Annotated in this window: 19 protein-coding genes; 18 read left to right on the plus strand and 1 reads right to left on the minus strand. The window is 60.5% G+C overall.

The features are described from left to right. Nucleotides 1–352 precede the first annotated feature (352 nt). The 13 genes from AO240_RS22050 (at nucleotide 353) to AO240_RS22110 (ending at nucleotide 10,141) form a co-directional block, all read left to right on the plus strand. A complete protein-coding gene (locus AO240_RS22050; protein ID WP_058413191.1) occupies nucleotides 353–658 on the plus strand; it encodes an STAS domain-containing protein in 306 nt (101 codons plus the stop codon). After that, the gene (locus AO240_RS22055; RefSeq protein WP_099239226.1) at nucleotides 655–2,373 is read left to right on the plus strand and encodes a fused response regulator/phosphatase; all 1,719 of its coding nucleotides are present in this window, start codon (nucleotides 655–657) and stop codon (nucleotides 2,371–2,373) included. Before AO240_RS22050 ends, AO240_RS22055 begins: the two co-directional genes overlap by 4 nt. A gap of 30 nt (nucleotides 2,374–2,403) precedes the next feature. Beyond that, nucleotides 2,404–2,751 (plus strand): Hpt domain-containing protein, encoded by a 348-nt coding sequence (locus tag AO240_RS22060; RefSeq protein ID WP_099239228.1) that lies wholly within the window; start codon nucleotides 2,404–2,406, stop codon nucleotides 2,749–2,751. 102 nt (nucleotides 2,752–2,853) lie between these two features. Next, the gene (locus tag AO240_RS22065; protein ID WP_099239230.1) at nucleotides 2,854–4,206 is read left to right on the plus strand and encodes a flagellar hook-length control protein FliK; all 1,353 of its coding nucleotides are present in this window, start codon (nucleotides 2,854–2,856) and stop codon (nucleotides 4,204–4,206) included. A gap of 212 nt (nucleotides 4,207–4,418) precedes the next feature. Then, a complete protein-coding gene (gene fliL, locus AO240_RS22070) occupies nucleotides 4,419–4,919 on the plus strand; it encodes a flagellar basal body-associated protein FliL (protein WP_099239232.1) in 501 nt (166 codons plus the stop codon). Between the two features lie 9 nt (nucleotides 4,920–4,928). After that, nucleotides 4,929–5,897, plus strand: coding sequence for a flagellar motor switch protein FliM (gene fliM, locus AO240_RS22075; RefSeq protein ID WP_058413186.1), 969 nt, complete (start codon nucleotides 4,929–4,931; stop codon nucleotides 5,895–5,897). A 56-nt stretch (nucleotides 5,898–5,953) separates the two neighbouring features. Then, complete coding sequence (gene fliN / locus AO240_RS22080; protein WP_058413185.1) at nucleotides 5,954–6,421, plus strand: flagellar motor switch protein FliN; 468 nt, start codon at nucleotides 5,954–5,956, stop codon at nucleotides 6,419–6,421. A gap of 1 nt (nucleotide 6,422) precedes the next feature. Next, nucleotides 6,423–6,863: a flagellar biosynthetic protein FliO gene (fliO, locus tag AO240_RS22085; protein WP_099239234.1), complete on the plus strand. Its 441-nt coding sequence runs from the start codon at nucleotides 6,423–6,425 to the stop codon at nucleotides 6,861–6,863. Next, a complete protein-coding gene (fliP, locus tag AO240_RS22090) occupies nucleotides 6,863–7,606 on the plus strand; it encodes a flagellar type III secretion system pore protein FliP (protein WP_058413183.1) in 744 nt (247 codons plus the stop codon). Before fliO ends, fliP begins: the two co-directional genes overlap by 1 nt. 4 nt (nucleotides 7,607–7,610) lie before the next feature. Then, a complete protein-coding gene (locus tag AO240_RS22095) occupies nucleotides 7,611–7,880 on the plus strand; it encodes a flagellar biosynthetic protein FliQ (protein ID WP_099239235.1) in 270 nt (89 codons plus the stop codon). A gap of 4 nt (nucleotides 7,881–7,884) precedes the next feature. Further along, a complete protein-coding gene (gene fliR, locus AO240_RS22100) occupies nucleotides 7,885–8,670 on the plus strand; it encodes a flagellar biosynthetic protein FliR (protein WP_099239237.1) in 786 nt (261 codons plus the stop codon). A 3-nt stretch (nucleotides 8,671–8,673) separates the two neighbouring features. After that, a complete protein-coding gene (gene flhB, locus AO240_RS22105) occupies nucleotides 8,674–9,810 on the plus strand; it encodes a flagellar biosynthesis protein FlhB (protein WP_099239239.1) in 1,137 nt (378 codons plus the stop codon). A gap of 130 nt (nucleotides 9,811–9,940) precedes the next feature. After that, nucleotides 9,941–10,141, plus strand: coding sequence for a cold-shock protein (locus AO240_RS22110; RefSeq protein WP_099239241.1), 201 nt, complete (start codon nucleotides 9,941–9,943; stop codon nucleotides 10,139–10,141). Nucleotides 10,142–10,579: 438 nt separating this feature from the next. Here the strand turns inward: AO240_RS22110 and AO240_RS22115 are convergent, their stop codons facing one another. Next, the gene (locus AO240_RS22115) at nucleotides 10,580–10,843 is read right to left on the minus strand and encodes a DUF6124 family protein (RefSeq protein ID WP_099239243.1); all 264 of its coding nucleotides are present in this window, start codon (nucleotides 10,841–10,843) and stop codon (nucleotides 10,580–10,582) included. 1,154 nt (nucleotides 10,844–11,997) lie between these two features. On the opposite strand from AO240_RS22115, the gene flhA reads away from it, so the two are divergent. From flhA to AO240_RS22140, 5 genes are all read left to right on the plus strand, one after another. Continuing rightward, nucleotides 11,998–14,112 (plus strand): flagellar biosynthesis protein FlhA, encoded by a 2,115-nt coding sequence (gene flhA, locus AO240_RS22120; RefSeq protein WP_099239245.1) that lies wholly within the window; start codon nucleotides 11,998–12,000, stop codon nucleotides 14,110–14,112. A gap of 11 nt (nucleotides 14,113–14,123) precedes the next feature. After that, complete coding sequence (flhF, locus tag AO240_RS22125) at nucleotides 14,124–15,440, plus strand: flagellar biosynthesis protein FlhF (protein ID WP_058413176.1); 1,317 nt, start codon at nucleotides 14,124–14,126, stop codon at nucleotides 15,438–15,440. A gap of 106 nt (nucleotides 15,441–15,546) precedes the next feature. Next, on the plus strand, nucleotides 15,547–16,380 hold the full coding sequence (gene fleN / locus AO240_RS22130; protein WP_058413175.1) for a flagellar synthesis regulator FleN: 834 nt from the start codon (nucleotides 15,547–15,549) through the stop codon (nucleotides 16,378–16,380). Next, a complete protein-coding gene (fliA, locus tag AO240_RS22135; protein WP_058413174.1) occupies nucleotides 16,377–17,117 on the plus strand; it encodes an RNA polymerase sigma factor FliA in 741 nt (246 codons plus the stop codon). Before fleN ends, fliA begins: the two co-directional genes overlap by 4 nt. A gap of 170 nt (nucleotides 17,118–17,287) precedes the next feature. After that, entirely contained in the window at nucleotides 17,288–17,662 is a 375-nt protein-coding gene (locus tag AO240_RS22140) for a chemotaxis response regulator CheY (protein WP_161936704.1), read from the plus strand. Nucleotides 17,663–17,676: the final 14 nt, after the last annotated feature.

A 17,676-nucleotide genomic window follows, 5' to 3' on the forward strand; every position in this document is an offset into this window, starting at 1 on the left:
CGCCGGGTTAGCCGCGCTGGGCCAAGGATGGCCCATCGCGGCGGCCCACGGATTCAAGCCTGTGTGCGGGCATGCCGAGCCACAGCGAGGCACCGAGTGGTGGGGCAAGAGCGTTTTGGTTACTTTTGCGCTTTTCAAAAGTGACTCGCTGTAAGAGCGAAACCGATACAAGCCATCACCCAAACAACGGATATGCACGAAAACCCAAAGAACACCCCCAAGCCCGCTTCCCGCGCCACAGCGCCACATCAAAGACCCAGTAGAGCCTCCCGCATTTGATGCGGAATGTTGCTCACTTACGCATCACCTGCTACACCTTGTTGCACATTGCCAATGACAAGGAAGCAGTCGTATGTCAGTTGAGTCAGAAGTATCCCCGGATGGGAAGAAGTTGACGATAGTGGTCAAGGGGAGGTTCGACTTTGGCAGCCACCATACATTTCGTGATGCCTACGAGCGTTTCTACAAGGCGCCCGAGCTGTATGTGGTCGACTTGAAGGAAACCACCTACATGGACAGCTCGGCATTGGGCATGCTCCTGCTGTTGCGTGATTACGCCGGCGGCGACAAAGCCGAAGTCATGGTAGTCAACAGCAACCCCGACGTGCGCAAGATCCTCGGCATCTCCAATTTCGATAAATTGTTCGACATCAGTTGAGCACCCTGGCCCCCGTCCTTGAACCACTGACGATCCTGATCGCCGAAGACAGCGCCGCTGATTTGCTGTTGCTGTCGACGATCATCCGGCGTCAGGGCCATCAGGTGCTCACCGCCACCCACGGCGCGCAAGCCGTAGAGCTGTTTGCCCGCGAGCGTCCGCAATTGGTGTTGATGGACGCGCTGATGCCGGTGATGGACGGCTTTGAAGCTGCGCGTCGAATCAAGCACCTGGCGGGTGAGACGCTGGTGCCGATCATCTTTCTAACCTCGCTGCGCGAGAGCGCGGCCCTGGCGCAGTGCCTGGATGCCGGCGGCGATGACTTTCTGCCCAAACCGTATAACCCGCTGATTTTGGCTGCGAAGATCAACGCCATGGACCGCCTGCGCCGTTTGCAAGCGACGGTATTGCAGCAGCGTGACCTGATCGCCAAGCACCACGATTACCTGTTGCATGAGCAGCGGGTGGCCAAGGCCGTGTTCGACAAGGTCGCGCATTCGGGGTGCATCAACGCGGCGCCGAATATTCGTTACCTGCAATCGCCTTACGCGCTGTTCAACGGCGACCTGTTGTTGGCGGCGTACACACCGTCGGGTGACATGCACGTGCTGCTCGGCGATTTCACCGGGCATGGCCTGCCAGCGGCGGTGGGTGCCATGCCGCTGGCCGAAGTGTTCTACGGCATGACGGCCAAGGGCTACGGCCTGGCGCAAACCCTTCGGGAGATGAACGCCAAGCTCAAGCGCATCTTGCCGGTGGACATGTTCTGCTGCGCCACCCTGTTGTGCCTGAGTACCCAGCGCAGGGCGCTGGAAGTGTGGAACGGCGGCATGCCCGAAGGTTATGTGCACGACGTCGCGACGGGTAAACGCACGCCGTTGATGTCGCGGCATCTGCCGCTGGGCGTGCTGTCGGCGGACGCGTTTAATGACAGCACGGAAGTCTGGCCCATGGCCCTCGGCGACCGGGTATTTTTGCTCTCTGATGGCGTGCTGGACACCGCCGACGCGAATGACCAGTTGTTTGGCGCCGAGCGTTTGCAGCAGGTATTTGCCGCCAACCGCGATCCCGAGCACCTGTTCGAAGACATCGAACTGGCCTTGGCCGCGTTTCGCGGTGAAGCGCGTGATGACGTCAGCATGGTCGAGATCACCTTGCAGCCCGACCCGCCATTGCGTGCGGTCGAGCCTGTGTATGCCGACAGTGGCCAGTCGTGCCCGCTGGACTGGTCGGTGAGTTTTGAATTTCGCGCGCACACGCTTAAAACGTACAACCCGCTGCCGTACTTGCTGCAACTGTTGCTCGAAATCCACGGCCTGCGTGAGCAGAGCGGGGCGCTTTACAGTGTGATGGCCGAGCTGTATTCCAACGCGCTGGAGCACGGCGTGCTGGGGTTGGATTCGCAGCTCAAGTGTGATGCCCAAGGGTTTGCCGACTATTACCGCCAGCGCAATGAGCGGCTCGCGCACTTGAGCAGCGGTTATATTCGTGTGCACGTGCACGTGGTGCCGACCGACATGGGCGGCAAAATGACGCTGAGCATCGAAGACAGCGGCGCCGGCTTTGACGTGGAACACGTGCTGGCACGGCCGCTGGATGTCGACCGTTTGTCTGGTCGAGGCTTGAGCCTGGTGCGTCAATTGAGCAGCGATGTACGCTGGTCGCAGGGTGGGCGTTGTGTGTGCGTGGAGTTTTGCTGGGGGGCTCTGGCATAATCCGCTGATTCTTGATCAAGGAGCGAGCAAGTGGCTGAGATTCATCTGGACCCTGATGTGTTGTCAGGTTTGCAGGAAGTGATGGAGAGCGAGTATCCGAAGTTGCTCGATACCTTCCTTGACGACTCCGCAAAACGTGTCGAGGCGTTGCGCCGGGCGCGCGATGATGCCAAGGCGTTGGGGCGGATTGCGCACAGCTTTAAAGGCAGTAGCGGCAACCTCGGTGCGGTGCGCCTGGCGGAGCTTTGCCGGCGTCTCGAAGACGGCTCGGCTGAACCTGCCCGCGTTGACCTGGGTGAACTGGTGGACGAGATCGATCAGGAATTCGCGCTCGTGCGGCCGCTGTACGAGCACGAGCGGCAGCGCTTTGTGCTTTGACGCTAAACAGCCCCGCGCGCACCACGCCAGTCACCTGGCCCGACTCTTGCTATAGCTCCAGTGACTGCATCCCCGATCCCCATGCAGTGGAGACCTTTACCTATGCCAGTCGCCCCGAATTCGCTTCTTCAGGCTGCCCCCGCGGCCAAGCCTCAAGCGCCCGCAGCCACCCCCGCGGCAGCGACGGCAGACCCGCGCGACAAGGCCTCAGGCTTCGCCCAAGTGTTCGCCAGCCAAGGCTCGAAACCGACGGTAAAGGCCGACGACAGCGCCGCCAAACCGACGCGCGATAAGCCCTCCGACGCCAGCGCCAAGCCAGCGGCGGGCAGCAACACACCTGCCGCCAGCACGCCAGCGGTTGCCGATAGCGGCAATCCCTTGCCTGCCACGCCGCCAGCCGACCCCGACGACAGCGCCAGCAGTGACGAGGACGCACCTGCCGATCCGTCCCTGGCACAACAACCGGCGGTTGACCCGGTGCTGGACCCGGCTTTAATTGCCACGGTCACACCGGTGGCTGTGCCGGTTGCCGCGCCACCGCCAGCAGCGGCTGCGGCCACTGCTGACGACAAGGCCCAACCGGCCGCCACTGCGCCGGTTGCGGCGACCGATCAAGCCAAGGTGCCGGCGTTCGACCCGGCGGCCGACCCGTTGGATGCGATGCCTGCCGTGCGCCTGGCGATGGAGCAGGGCGGCCACGTCTCGGCCAGCAGCCAAACTGCGGCGAAAACCGCGCCGCCGACGACCCTGGATCAGCCGACTGCCGCGCAGAATTTTGCCAACGGCCTGGCGACTATGCTGGTCGACCAGCAAGCCAAAGACAGCACTGACCAGGGCGGCGATAAAGCCTTCAGTGGTTTGATCGAAGGCGGCCTCAAGGACCTCAAAGACGCCAGCAGCGACACGCGCATCGATGATTTCGCCAACCGCCTGGCCGCGCTGACACAGGCTGCCACGCCGAAAACTGCGAATGCCTTGCCGCCTGTGGCCAACGCGCCATTGGCCATGCACCAGAGCGGCTGGTCGGAAGAAGTGGTCAACCGCGTGATGTACTTGTCCAGCGCCAACCTCAAGTCGGCAGAGATCCAGTTGCAGCCGGCAGAGCTGGGCCGCCTGGACATCAAGGTCAACATGACGGCAGACCAGCAAGCGCAGGTCACGTTCATGAGCGGCCACGCGGTGGTGCGTGAGGCGCTGGAAAGCCAGTCGGGCCGCCTGCGCGAGATGTTTGCCCAGCAGGGCATGGGGCAGGTCGACGTTAACGTGTCCGACCAGTCGCGTGGTTGGCAGGGCCAGGGCCAGGAGCAACAACAGCAGAACCAGGCTCGCGGCGTCAATAGCAGTGGCGGGCGGGGTGACGGCGGCGATGCAGGTGATGTGGCTGAAGTGGCGGCGGCCGTTGCGCCGGTAACGTCTACGCTGATCGGCTCCAGTGCTGTCGACTACTATGCCTGACTCCAGCCTTGCAAGGCTCTGAATGTGGGAGGGGGCTTGCTCCCGATAGCAGTGGGTCAGTCGACTTATAATTGACGGATGCACCGCCATCGGGAGCAAGCCCCCTCGCACATTTGGTGTGTGCTGCCCGCGCTGCCGGACAACTCTGGCATAACACTTGCTCTTGCCTTTCCGTAGATCTATGAATTCCAGAATAGTGACGGATTATTGGCATGGCGAAGAGCGAAGACGCAGCAACACCCCCCGCAAGCAAGGGCAAGCTCAAGCTTATCCTGTTGATTGTGCTGGGCCTGCTCCTGGCCATCGGCGCGTCGGTGGGCGGTACCTGGTACATCATGCACAACAATGCCAGCAAACCAGTGCCCGTTGCCGAAACTACCGGTAACGTCAAGCAACCGGCAATCTTCGAGCCGATGCTTCCGGCCTTTGTCGCCAACTTCAATCAAAATGGTCGTACACGCTATTTGCAGGTGAGCATCACCTTGCTGGCGCGTAACCAGGCGGACCTGGATGCCCTCAAGGTGCACATGCCGGTGATCCGCAATAACCTCGTGATGCTGTTCTCCGGGCAGAGCTTCGACAGCCTCGCTTCCCCTGTAGGCCAGGAAATGCTGCGCCAAAAGGTCACTGCCAGCGTGCAGGAAGTGGCTCAGAAAGAGCTTGGCAAAGTCGTGGTCGAGCAGGCGCTCTTCACTAACTTCGTATTGCAGTAGGATCACGACATGGCCGTGCAAGACCTGCTGTCCCAGGATGAAATCGACGCGCTGTTGCATGGCGTCGACGATGGTCTGGTACAGACCGAACTGGCTGCCGAGCCCGGCAGCGTCAAAAGTTATGACCTCACCAGCCAGGATCGCATCGTCCGTGGACGCATGCCGACCCTGGAAATGATCAACGAGCGTTTCGCCCGCTACACCCGTATCAGCATGTTCAACATGCTGCGCCGTTCGGCGGACGTGGCGGTGGGCGGCGTGCAGGTGATGAAGTTCGGCGAATACGTGCACTCGCTGTACGTGCCCACCAGCCTCAACCTGGTCAAGATCAAGCCGCTGCGCGGTACCGCGTTGTTCATCCTCGATGCCAAACTGGTGTTCAAGCTGGTGGACAACTTCTTTGGCGGTGACGGTCGTCACGCCAAGATCGAAGGCCGCGAATTCACCCCGACTGAATTGCGCGTGGTGCGCATGGTGCTGGAACAAGCCTTCGTCGACTTGAAGGAAGCCTGGCAGGCGGTCATGGAAGTCAATTTCGAGTACATCAACTCGGAAGTTAACCCGGCGATGGCCAACATTGTCGGCCCCAGCGAAGCGATTGTGGTCTCGACCTTTCACATCGAACTCGATGGCGGCGGCGGCGACTTGCACGTGACCATGCCGTACTCGATGATCGAGCCCGTGCGCGAGATGCTCGACGCCGGTTTCCAGTCCGACCTCGACGACCAGGACGAACGTTGGGTCAAGGCCCTGCGCGAAGATTTGCTGGACGTCGCCGTACCGCTGAGCGCCACTGTGGCGCGTCGCCAACTGCGTTTGCGCGACATTTTGCACATGCAGCCGGGGGACATTATTCCCGTCGAGTTGCCGCAAGAAATGATCATGCGCGCCAGCGGCGTGCCGTCGTTCAAGGTCAAGCTTGGTTCCCACAAGGGCAACCTGGCGCTGCAAGTGGTGGAGCCGATTAACCGTCGCTGAGCCGCCCCTGTTGCTGCACCCCTATTTATGAATGTTTGCTTCGCCGAGGACATGTAATGGCTACCGAACACGAGAACACTTCCGCCGAAGACCAGGCCCTGGCTGACGAATGGGCTGCGGCCCTGGAAGAAACCGGCGATGTTGGCCAAGACGATATTGACGCGCTGCTGGCCGCCGACGCCGCCAGTGCGCCTGCCGGCAACCGCCTGCAAATGGAAGAATTCGGCAGCGTGCCGAAGAACAACGACCCGGTGACCCTCGACGGCCCGAACCTGGACGTGATCCTCGACATTCCGGTATCCATCTCGATGGAAGTGGGCAGCACCGAAATCAACATCCGCAACCTGCTGCAGCTCAACCAGGGTTCGGTGATCGAGCTTGATCGGCTGGCCGGTGAGCCGCTGGACGTGCTGGTTAACGGCACGCTGATCGCGCATGGCGAGGTGGTGGTGGTCAACGAAAAGTTCGGCATCCGCCTGACGGACGTGATCAGCCCGAGCGAACGCATCAAGAAGTTGCGCTGACATGAAGTATTCGATGGCGGGACTGTTTCTGGCGCTGCCATTGAGCGCCCTTGCGGCTGAGCCGATCGCGCAAGCGGCCGTTGCCGCGCCCGTGGTGACCAGCGGCATCGGCGGGCAACTGACCCAACTGGTGTTGGGGCTGTTGCTGGTGGTCGGCTTGATTTTTGTGCTGGCCTGGTTGATGCGCCGCGTACAGAACATTGGCCCGGGCAACGGCCAGGTGATCGAGATGATCGGTTCGCGTGCCCTCGGCCCGCGTGATCGTCTGGTGCTGGTTCAGGTGGGCGAGGAGCAGATTCTGCTCGGCATCACGCCCGGTCGCATCACCCCGTTGCACGTGCTCAAGTCGCCGGTTGAAGTGGCCAAGGCCGAAGCCGCCACGCCAGAATTCGCTCAGCGCCTGATGGAGTTGCTGGGCAAGGATCAGAAGGATAAGAAGTAATGCGCGTTTTATTGACGCTCATGCTGTTGCTGGCCGCGCCGTTGGCGTTTGCCGCCGACCCGTTGTCGATCCCGGCGATTACGCTGGGCACCAACGCCGCCGGCGCGCAGGAATATTCGGTCAGCTTGCAGATTTTGCTGATCATGACCGCGCTGAGTTTTATCCCGGCGTTCGTGATGCTGATGACCAGCTTTACGCGGATCATCATCGTGTTCTCGATTCTGCGTCAGGCCCTGGGCCTTCAACAGACGCCGTCGAACCAGATCCTCACCGGCATGGCGCTGTTTTTGACGATGTTCATCATGGCGCCGGTGTTCGACAAGGTGAACCAGCAAGCGCTGCAGCCTTACCTCGCGGAAAAACTCACCGCCCAGGACGCGATTGACAAGGCCCAAGGCCCGATCAAGGACTTCATGCTGTCGCAAACCCGGTCCAGCGACCTTGAGTTGTTTGTGCGCTTGTCCAAGCGCACCGACATTGCCACCCCGGACCAGGCACCGTTGACTATTCTGGTGCCGGCGTTTGTGACCTCTGAATTGAAGACAGCGTTTCAGATCGGTTTCATGATCTTTATCCCGTTCCTGATCATCGACCTAGTGGTGGCGAGCGTGCTGATGGCGATGGGCATGATGATGCTCTCGCCGCTGATTATTTCGCTGCCGTTCAAGATCATGCTGTTTGTGCTGGTGGACGGCTGGGCGCTGATTATCGGCACGTTGGCCAGCAGTTTCGGCGGAGTGTAGAGCCATGACCCCAGAAGTCGCTGTCGACCTGTTCCGTGATGCGCTGTGGCTGACCACCGTGATGGTCGCCGTGCTGGTAGTGCCGAGCCTGCTGATCGGCCTGCTGGTGGCGATGTTTCAGGCCGCGACGCAGATCAACGAACAGACCTTGAGTTTCCTCCCGCGTTTGCTGGTAATGCTGGTCACCCTGATCGTCGCCGGCCCATGGCTGGTGCAAACCTTCATGGAATACATCCTGCAGTTGTACGGCAGTATTCCGCTGTTGATCGGCTGACCGCATGCAATCTGTGCTGGCACTGACCGACACCCAGATCAGTACTTGGGTGGCTTCTTTCATCCTGCCGATGTTTCGCATCACGGCCGTGCTGATGACCATGCCGGTGTTTGGTACCACCCTGGTGCCACGGCGTATTCGCCTGTATTTCGCCGTCGCCATCACCGTGGTGATCGTGCCCGGGCTGCCGCCGATGCCGCCGGTGAATGCGCTGGACCTCAGCGCGTTGCTGTTGATCGCCGAGCAAATCCTGATCGGTTCGCTGCTGGGCTTCTCGCTCACGCTGTTCTTTCAGGCGTTTGTGATCGCCGGGCAAATCATTTCGATCCAGATGGGCATGGGCTTCGCCTCGATGGTCGACCCCACCAACGGCGTGTCGGTGGCGGTGATCGGGCAGTTCCTGACCATGCTGGTGACGTTGCTGTTCTTGGCCATGAACGGCCACTTGGTGGTGTTCGAGGTGTTGACCGAGAGCTTCACCACCTTGCCGGTGGGTTCGGGCCTGGTGGTCAATCATTTCTGGGAACTGGTCGGGCGCATGAGTTGGGTGCTGGGTGCGTCGTTGTTGCTGGTGCTGCCGGCAATCACCGCGCTGCTGGTGGTTAACATCGCCTTTGGCGTGATGACCCGCGCGGCGCCGCAACTGAACATTTTCTCGATTGGTTTCCCGCTGACGCTGGTGTTGGGCATGGGGATTTTCTGGGTCGGCATGGCCGACATTCTCAATCAGTATCAACCGCTGGCGACCGACGCCTTGCAGTTCTTGCGTGACTTGGCACGGGCGCGTTGAGCCATGGCCGAGAGCGAGAGTGGCCAGGACAAAACCGAAGACCCCACGGAGAAACGTAAAAAGGACTCCAGGGAAAAGGGCGAGATTGCGCGCTCTAAAGAACTCAATACCGTTGCGACCATGATGGCCGGTGCCGGCGCTGTGCTGATCTACGGCGGCGGCCTGGCGCTGGACTTGATGGAGCTGATGAAGCTCAACTTTGCCTTGCCGCGCGAGGTGCTGCTGAACCCCGACGCCATGGGCCGCTACCTGATGCATTCAGGCAAAATCGCGATTCTGGCGGTGCAGCCGATCCTCATCACCTTGCTGCTGGCCGCCTTGATCGGCCCTGTCGCCTTGGGCGGCTGGCTGTTTGCTGCCGGCAGCATGGCGCCCAAGTTCAGCCGCATGAACCCGGCGGCCGGGCTTAAGCGAATGTTTTCGACCAAGGCACTGGTGGAGCTGCTCAAGGCCTTGGCCAAGTTCATCCTGATTCTGTTCGTCGCGCTGGCGGTGCTGTCGTCGGATATTGACGATTTATTGCGCATTGCTCATGAACCGCTGGAGTCGGCGATCATCCACAGCGTGCAAGTGGTCGGCTGGAGCACCTTGTGGATGTCTGCCGGGCTGATCCTGATCGCGGCGGTGGATGCGCCGATCCAGTTGTGGGAAAGCCACAAAAAACTGCTGATGACCAAGCAGGAAGTGCGCGACGAGCACAAGGACCAGGAAGGTCGGCCTGAGGTCAAACAGCGCATTCGACAACTGCAGCGCGAGATGTCCCAGCGCAAGATGATGGCTTCTGTGCCCGACGCGGACGTGGTCATCACCAACCCGACCCACTACGCCGTGGCCCTCAAGTACGACCCGGAGAAGGGCGGCGCGCCAATGTTGCTGGCCAAGGGCAGCGACTTTACCGCACTGAAAATTCGCGAAATCGCGGTGGCCAACGACATCCTGTTGCTGGAGTCGCCGGAGCTGGCGCGTTCGATTTTCTACTCCACGGACCTCGACCAGGAAATCCCTGCCGGCCTGTACCTGGCGGTGGCGCAGGTATTGGCCTACGTCTATCAAATTCGCCAGTACCGCGCAGGAAAGGGCAAGCGGCCCGACCCGCTCAAAGACCTGCCGATCCCGCCGGACCTGCGTCGCGACTCCTGATTGCCAGCGTGCCATTCATCTGAAAGTGCGCGCTACCTGTCAACTATCACAGTAGCCAGCAATGGCTACCCGCGGTTCCATGGCGCCAGACACTGCACCCGCGTTGTTAAGAGATGCAGAGGACGTAGTGATGGAAGCGGTGACGGGCACGATCAAGTTTTATAGCGAAAAAACCGGGCAAGGTTTGATTGCTCTGGATTGCGGTGAGGATGCCGTCTGTGTGGATCTTGAAGGCTCGGCCGGCGTTCGGCTGAAAGATGGCCTGCGCGTGCGGTTTGCCCGGATTCATCGGCCCAAGGGCGTTTTCGCGTCCAACATCAAAGTCATTTAGCCCCGCCGGAACGCTCAGCGTCAGCTTTTTAGTCCGGGCGGCGCCCGCCCCGGCATACCCTGGGGTAACCCGCGCACAGCTGCAAATGTGGGAGGGGGCTTGCTCCCGATAGCGGTGTGTCAGGCCCGAAATAACCGACTGACACACCGCCATCGGGAGCAAGCCCCCTCCCACATACATGGCGCAGGCGGCATTCCTTTGCTGCGCGTGGGAACGATCGGCGTCAGCTTTTCAGTCCAGGCGGTGCCCGACCCGGCATACCCTGGGGTAACCCGCGCACAGCTGCAAATGTGGGAGGGGGCTTGCTCCCGATAGCGGTGTGTCAGGCCCGAAATAACCGACTGACACACCGCCATCGGGAGCAAGCCCCCTCCCACATACATGGCGCAGGCGGCATTCCTTTGCTGCGCGTGGAACGATCGGCGTCGGGTTTTGAGTCTAGGCGCTGCGCGACCTTGTTGCGGGCGATGGCTGAGCATCATCCAGCAGCCGTTCAGCCAACAACCGCGCGACCTCAATCAACTGCGCAATGCCTAGCGCGCCTTCTCGCTGGGTCGCTTGCATATCAAATGCAAAGTCGCAGGTCAGCGCGTGGGTGGAAGCCAGGGTTTCGGTGAGGTTGACCAGCAGGTCTTCGGTGCTGATGCCGTCGATGAGGGTGAACAGCACGCTGGGCGGGGGATTTGGGGTGGGTTTAATCATTGTGAAGCTCCATCGGTAAGTGGAGCTGCCACTGATCGCCGCGACGCGATGGAAGGTGGCAGCTGTGCGCAGGTTCGCGGACCGGTTACCGAGGAACCCGGCATACCCGAAGGTATCCCGCGCACAGCCGCCATAGCGCCGCACAGTAGACGATAAAAAACCGCTTACTGAAAGGGAGATGGTGCTTTTGTTCCGTAGTAAATCGGGCCGCGAAGCCCGCCCGCTGAGTGTTCAGCGGTGTGCGCAGACTAGAGCGCGGGTTTCCTAGGGACAACCTTAAAACTCTGTCGGAAATTTCCTCGATAGCAGCGGCTGCACACACATCCAAATGTGGGAGGGGGCTTGCTCCCGATAGCGGTGTATCAGGCCCGAAATAACCGACTGACACACCGCCATCGGGAGCAAGCCCCCTCCCACACAAACGGCGCAGGCGGCATTCCTTTGCTGCGCGTGGTAACGCTCGGCGTCAGCTTTTCAGTCCAGGCGGTGCCCGACCCGGCATACCCTGGGGTAACCCGCGCACAGCTCCAAATGTGGGAGGGGGCTTGCTCCCGATAGCGGTGTGTCAGGCCCGAAATAACCGACTGACACACCGCCATCGGGAGCAAACCCCCTCCCACATACATGGCGCAGGCGGCCTTCCTTTGCTGCGCGTGGGAACGCTCGGCGTCAGCTTTTCAGTCCGGGCGGCGCCCGACCCGGCATACCCCGGGGTAACCCGCGCACAGCTCCAAATGTGGGAGGGGGCTTGCTCCCGATAGCGGTGTGTCAGGCCCGAAATAACCGACTGACACACCGCCATCGGGAGCAAACCCCCTCCCACATACATGGCGCAGGCGGCCTTCCTTTGCTGCGCGTGGGAACGCTCGGCGTCAGCTTTTCAGTCCGGGCGGCGCCCGACCCGGCATACCCCGGGGTAACCCGCGCACAGCTCCAAATGTGGGAGGGGGCTTGCTCCCGATAGCGGTGTGTCAGGCCCGAAATAACCGACTGACACACCGCCATCGGGAGCAAGCCCCCTCCCACGTTGGCAACGATCGTCGGCCTGAAACAAAAGTTGGAAGGCTTCTTGCAATAACGCCTTCAGGACGCCAACTGGCGTCAAAACTTTGCTTCAAGGGACACGAGGAATACCGGTGGTAGATCGCTCTCAAATGCTCAGCACGGCCCGTGGCACCCTGACTGACCTGTCGCGGGGCAATTTGGGTGTGCCGTTGTTGTTGCTGGTGATGCTGGCAATGATGATGTTGCCGATGCCGCCGTTCCTGCTCGATGTGTTCTTTACCTTCAACATTGCCCTGTCCGTCGTTGTGCTGCTGGTCTGCGTGTACGCGTTGCGGCCGCTGGATTTCGCGGTATTCCCGACCATTCTGCTGATCGCGACCTTGCTGCGCCTGGCGCTGAACGTGGCCTCCACGCGGGTGGTGATGCTCCACGGGCAAGACGGCCACGCCGCCGCCGGTAAGGTGATCCAGGCCTTCGGTGAGGTGGTGATCGGCGGTAACTACGTGGTCGGTATCGTGGTGTTCGCGATCCTGATGATCATCAACTTCGTGGTGGTCACCAAGGGCGCCGGGCGAATTTCCGAGGTGAGTGCGCGGTTCACCCTCGACGCAATGCCCGGCAAACAAATGGCCATCGACGCTGACCTCAACGCCGGCCTGATCGACCAGAACCAAGCCAAGGCCCGCCGCCTGGAAGTGGCTCAGGAAGCCGAGTTCTACGGTTCCATGGACGGTGCCAGCAAGTTTGTGCGCGGCGACGCCATCGCCGGCTTGCTGATTCTGTTTATCAACCTGATCGGCGGTATGGCGGTCGGTATCTTCCAGCACGGCATGACCTTCGGCGATGCGGGCAAGGTGTACGCCTTGCTGACCATCGGTGACGGTTTAGTGGCGCAATTGCCATCACTGTTGTTATCCACAGCTGCGGCGATCATGGTGACGCGTGCTTCGGGCTCCGAAGACATGGGCAAACAGATCAGCCGGCAGATGTTCGCATCGCCTAAGGCGCTGGCTGTGGCAGCGGGCATTATGGCGGTCATGGGCATCGTGCCGGGCATGCCGCATATCTCGTTCCTGAGCATGGCGGCCATGGCGGCCGGCGGTGCTTACCTGTTCTGGCGCAAGCAAAACCAGGTCAAGGTTCAGGCCCAGCAAGAAGTTGCCCGCCAGCAGGACTTGCTGCCATCGCCGGCCCGCGCCCAGGAAACCAAGGAACTTGGCTGGGATGACGTGACCCCGATCGACATGATCGGCCTGGAAGTCGGCTACCGCCTGATTCCAATGGTGGACCGCAACCAGGGCGGCCAGTTGCTCGCGCGGATCAAGGGTGTGCGCAAGAAGCTCTCGCAGGATTTGGGCTTCTTGATGCCCACTGTGCATATCCGCGACAACCTCGACCTGGCTCCGAGTGCCTACCGCCTGACCCTGATGGGCGTGATCCTCGCTGAAGCCGAGATTTACCCCGACCGCGAGTTGGCGATCAACCCCGGCCAAGTGTTCGGCACGCTCAACGGGATAACCGCCAAAGATCCGGCTTTTGGTTTGGAAGCGGTGTGGATCGAAATCAGCCAGCGCAGCCAGGCGCAATCGCTCGGTTACACCGTGGTGGACGCCAGCACTGTGGTCGCTACCCACCTCAACCAGATTCTGTACAAACACTCGCACGAGCTGATCGGCCACGAGGAAGTCCAGCAATTAATGGGCTTGCTGGCCAAAGCGTCGCCAAAACTCGCCGAAGAACTGGTGCCGGGCGTGCTGTCGCTGTCGCAGTTGCTTAAGGTGCTGCAGGCGTTGCTTGCCGAACAAGTGCCGGTACGCGACATTCGCAGCATTGCCGAGGCTATCGCCAACAATGCGGCCAAGAGTCAAGATACCGCCGCGCTGGTGGCCTCGGTGCGCGTCGGTTTGTCGCGCGCAATCGTGCAAAGCATTGTAGGGGTTGAGTCTGAGCTGCCTGTTATCACCTTGGAGCCAAGGTTGGAACAGATATTGCTCAATAGTATTCAGAAGGCAGGACAAGGCCAGGAAGAGGGCGTTCTGCTGGAGCCAAGCATGGCTGAAAAGCTGCAGCGTTCGTTGATCGAAGCCGCACAGCGCCAAGAGATGCAGGGCCAACCGGTGATTCTGCTGGTGGCCGGCCCGGTCCGGGCGATGTTGTCGCGGTTTGGACGTTTGGCAGTACCGAATTTGCACGTTTTGGCTTATCAGGAAATTCCTGACAATAAGCAAGTGACTATCGTCGCGACAGTAGGGCCCAATGGCTGAGGTAGTGGGTTATGCAAGTTAAGCGTTTTTTCGCCGCCGATATGCGTCAGGCCATGAAACTGGTTCGTGATGAGCTGGGCGCCGATGCCGCGATTATTGGTAACCGCCGTATTGCCGGCGGTGTCGAGCTGACGGCTGCCCTGGATTACACACCGCAGGCGCTGGCGCCGCGCGTGCCGAACATGGAACTCGAAGACGAGCTGCGCAAAACCGCCTCGCGTATCGTCTCGGCCCAGGCTGAGCTGAGCATGCGTGGCGACAGCGATACCACCACCAACCGTCAGTTGTTTGCCGGCCTGCCGCTGACCGCAGCCGAGCCGCTGGTTGAGCCTACGTTCAAAGAGCCGCCGCGTCCTGCTGCGCCAGCCCCGGCTGCCGCCGTTGACCAGCGCGCGCTGGATTCGATGCGCTTTGAGCTGAATGGCCTGCGCGAGCTGCTCGAAGTACAGCTTGGCTCGCTGGCGTGGAACCAGTTGCAAGGCAGCAAACCGCAACAGGCTAACCTCTGGCGCCGCCTGCAACGTATCGGCCTGTCTGGCCCGTTGTCGCGTGACCTGCTGGCGCTGACCACCTCCATTGAAGAGCCTCGCCAGGCTTGGCGCATGTTGCTGGCGCACTTGGCGCGGATGATCGTTACCCCGGAAATCGAACCGTTGGAAGAGGGCGGTGTGATCGCCATGGTCGGCCCTGCCGGCATGGGCAAGACCACCACCCTGGCCAAGCTGGCGGCGCGTTATGTGCTCAAGTACGGCGCGCAGAATATCGCGCTGGTGAGCATGGACAGCTACCGCATCGGTGCCCAGGAACAGCTCAAAACCCTGGGCCGCATCCTCAATGTGACGGTCACCCATGTCGACCCTGGCCAGTCGCTGGCCAACGCGCTCGACCCGCTGCTGCGCAAGCGCGTGGTGTTGATCGATACCGCCGGCCTGCAAGCCAGTGACCCTGCGTTGCGCATGCAGCTTGAAAGCCTGGCCGGGCGTGGCATCAAGTCAAAAAATTACCTGGTGCTTGCAACCACCAGCCAGAAACAGGTTCTTACCGCTGCGTACCATAGTTACAAACGCTGCGGCCTGGCGGGCTGCATCCTCACCAAACTCGACGAAACGGCGAGCCTGGGTGAAGTGTTGAGCCTGGCCATCAGTCATGAGTTACCGGTTGCTTACCTGACCGACGGGCCGCGGATCCCGGATGATTTACATCTGCCGCGCCGTCATCAGTTGGTCAGCCGCGCAGTCAGCGTGCAAATGCAAGAAGAGCCTAGCGAGGAAGCGATGGCCGACATGTTCGCCGACCTCTATCACAACCCCGCAAAACGGGTTGGTTAAGGGCTGGATGAACACCGTGAAATGTACCTACATCGATGGTCTGCAAGCGATTCACGCGGCCAAGCCATGTAGCCTGCGTCTAAGCAAGACAAGGTAAAGAAATAAAATGGGCAGCATGCATCCCGTACAGGTGATCGCGGTGACCGGCGGCAAAGGTGGCGTCGGAAAAACTAACGTGTCAGTGAATTTGTCCCTGGCCCTGGCAGAGCTTGGCCGTCGCGTCATGCTGCTGGATGCTGACCTGGGGCTGGCGAACGTCGACGTTTTGTTGGGGCTGACACCCAAACACACGCTTGCCGACGTGATCGAAGGCCGCTGTGAGCTGCGCGATGTGCTGCTGCAAGGCCCCGGCGGGATTCGTATCGTGCCGGCCGCCTCCGGCACACAAAGCATGGTGCACCTTAGCCCGGCGCAGCATGCCGGCCTGATCCAGGCGTTCAGTGATATTGGCGACAACCTCGACGTGCTGGTGATCGACACCGCCGCCGGCATCGGCGAGTCCGTGGTCAGCTTCGTGCGGGCCGCCCAGGAAGTATTGCTGGTGGTGTGCGACGAACCGACGTCGATCACCGACGCCTACGCGCTGATCAAGCTGCTGAACCGTGACTACGGCATGAACCGCTTCCGCGTGCTGGCCAACATGGCCCAAAGCCCGCAGGAAGGGCGCAACCTGTTCGCCAAGTTGACCAAAGTCACGGATCGCTTCCTGGATGTCGCCTTACAATACGTCGGCGCAGTTCCCTATGACGAGTGTGTGCGCAAGGCTGTGCAAAAGCAGCGTGCAGTCTATGAAGCATTCCCTCGTTCGAAGTGCGCTTTGGCGTTCAAGGCGATTGCCCAGAAGGTCGATACCTGGCCGCTGCCCGCCAACCCGCGCGGGCATTTGGAGTTTTTCGTCGAGCGATTGGTGCATCACACGAGCGCAGGTCCGGTGCTATGACATCCAGCGGCTACAACCTTTACAAAAAGTCGGCACGTGACAGCCAGGGCGAGTTGATCGAGCGCTATGCGCCTTTGGTCAAACGCATTGCTTACCACTTGCTGGCACGCCTGCCTGCCAGCGTGCAGGTTGAAGACCTCATCCAGGCCGGCATGATCGGCCTGCTCGAAGTGTCGACCAAATACGACGCGAGCAAAGGCGCGAGTTTCGAGACGTACGCGGGTATTCGTATTCGCGGCGCGATGCTCGATGAAGTGCGTAAAGGGGATTGGGCGCCGCGTTCGGTACACCGCAATACACGCATGGTCAGTGACGCAATTCGCTCAATTGAAGCAAAAACCGGTCGTGACGCTAAAGATCATGAAGTTGCGGCCGAACTCCAATTGAGTCTCGATGATTATTACGGGATTCTGAACGATACCTTGGGCAGCCGCCTGTTCAGTTTCGACGACCTGTTGCAGGACGGCGAACACGAAGGGCTGCACGAGGACGGCGCGAGTGCTCATCTCGAACCGTCGCGCGACCTGGAAGATGAACGTTTTCAGGGTGCGTTGGCTGAAGCAATTGCCAATTTGCCGGAGCGTGAGCGGCTGGTGTTGGCGCTGTACTACGACGAAGAGCTGAACCTCAAGGAAATCGGTGAGGTCCTGGGGGTCAGCGAATCGCGTGTCAGCCAACTGCATAGCCAGTGCGCGGCCCGCTTGCGGGGGCGATTGGGAGAGTGGCGCGCGCGCTGACAGGCAGTGTGGGGACACTGCAGCGCAACCAGGCGAAAGGTGTAACGCCTTTCGCGGATTCGTTCCGTGGTGCCCCGGCAGTCCTTTTTGTGTAACGCCTGTTGATTGAAATGGCGCGTCCAGGTGCTGGGCGCGTTTAAGACTGCTTGGAGGTCGAATTGGACAAGAACATGAAAATCCTCATCGTTGATGACTTCTCAACGATGCGGCGGATCATAAAAAACCTGTTGCGTGACCTTGGGTTCACAAACACGGTCGAGGCGGATGACGGCATTACGGCGATTCCGATCCTCAACAGCGGGAGCATCGACTTTCTGGTAACCGACTGGAACATGCCTGGCATGACCGGTATCGACCTGCTGCGCCATGTGCGCGCGGACGAAAAACTGCGCAGCTTGCCTGTGTTGATGGTCACCGCCGAAGCCAAGCGTGAGCAGATCATCGAAGCCGCTCAAGCTGGGGTCAACGGTTACGTGGTTAAGCCATTCACTGCATTGGCCTTGAAAGAGAAGATCGAAAAAATCTTCGAACGAATCGGTCAGTGATGCTGCCACGGGGG

The sequence above is a fragment of the Pseudomonas sp. ICMP 460 genome (assembly GCF_002723595.1).
GTDB lineage: Bacteria > Pseudomonadota > Gammaproteobacteria > Pseudomonadales > Pseudomonadaceae > Aquipseudomonas > Aquipseudomonas kitaguniensis.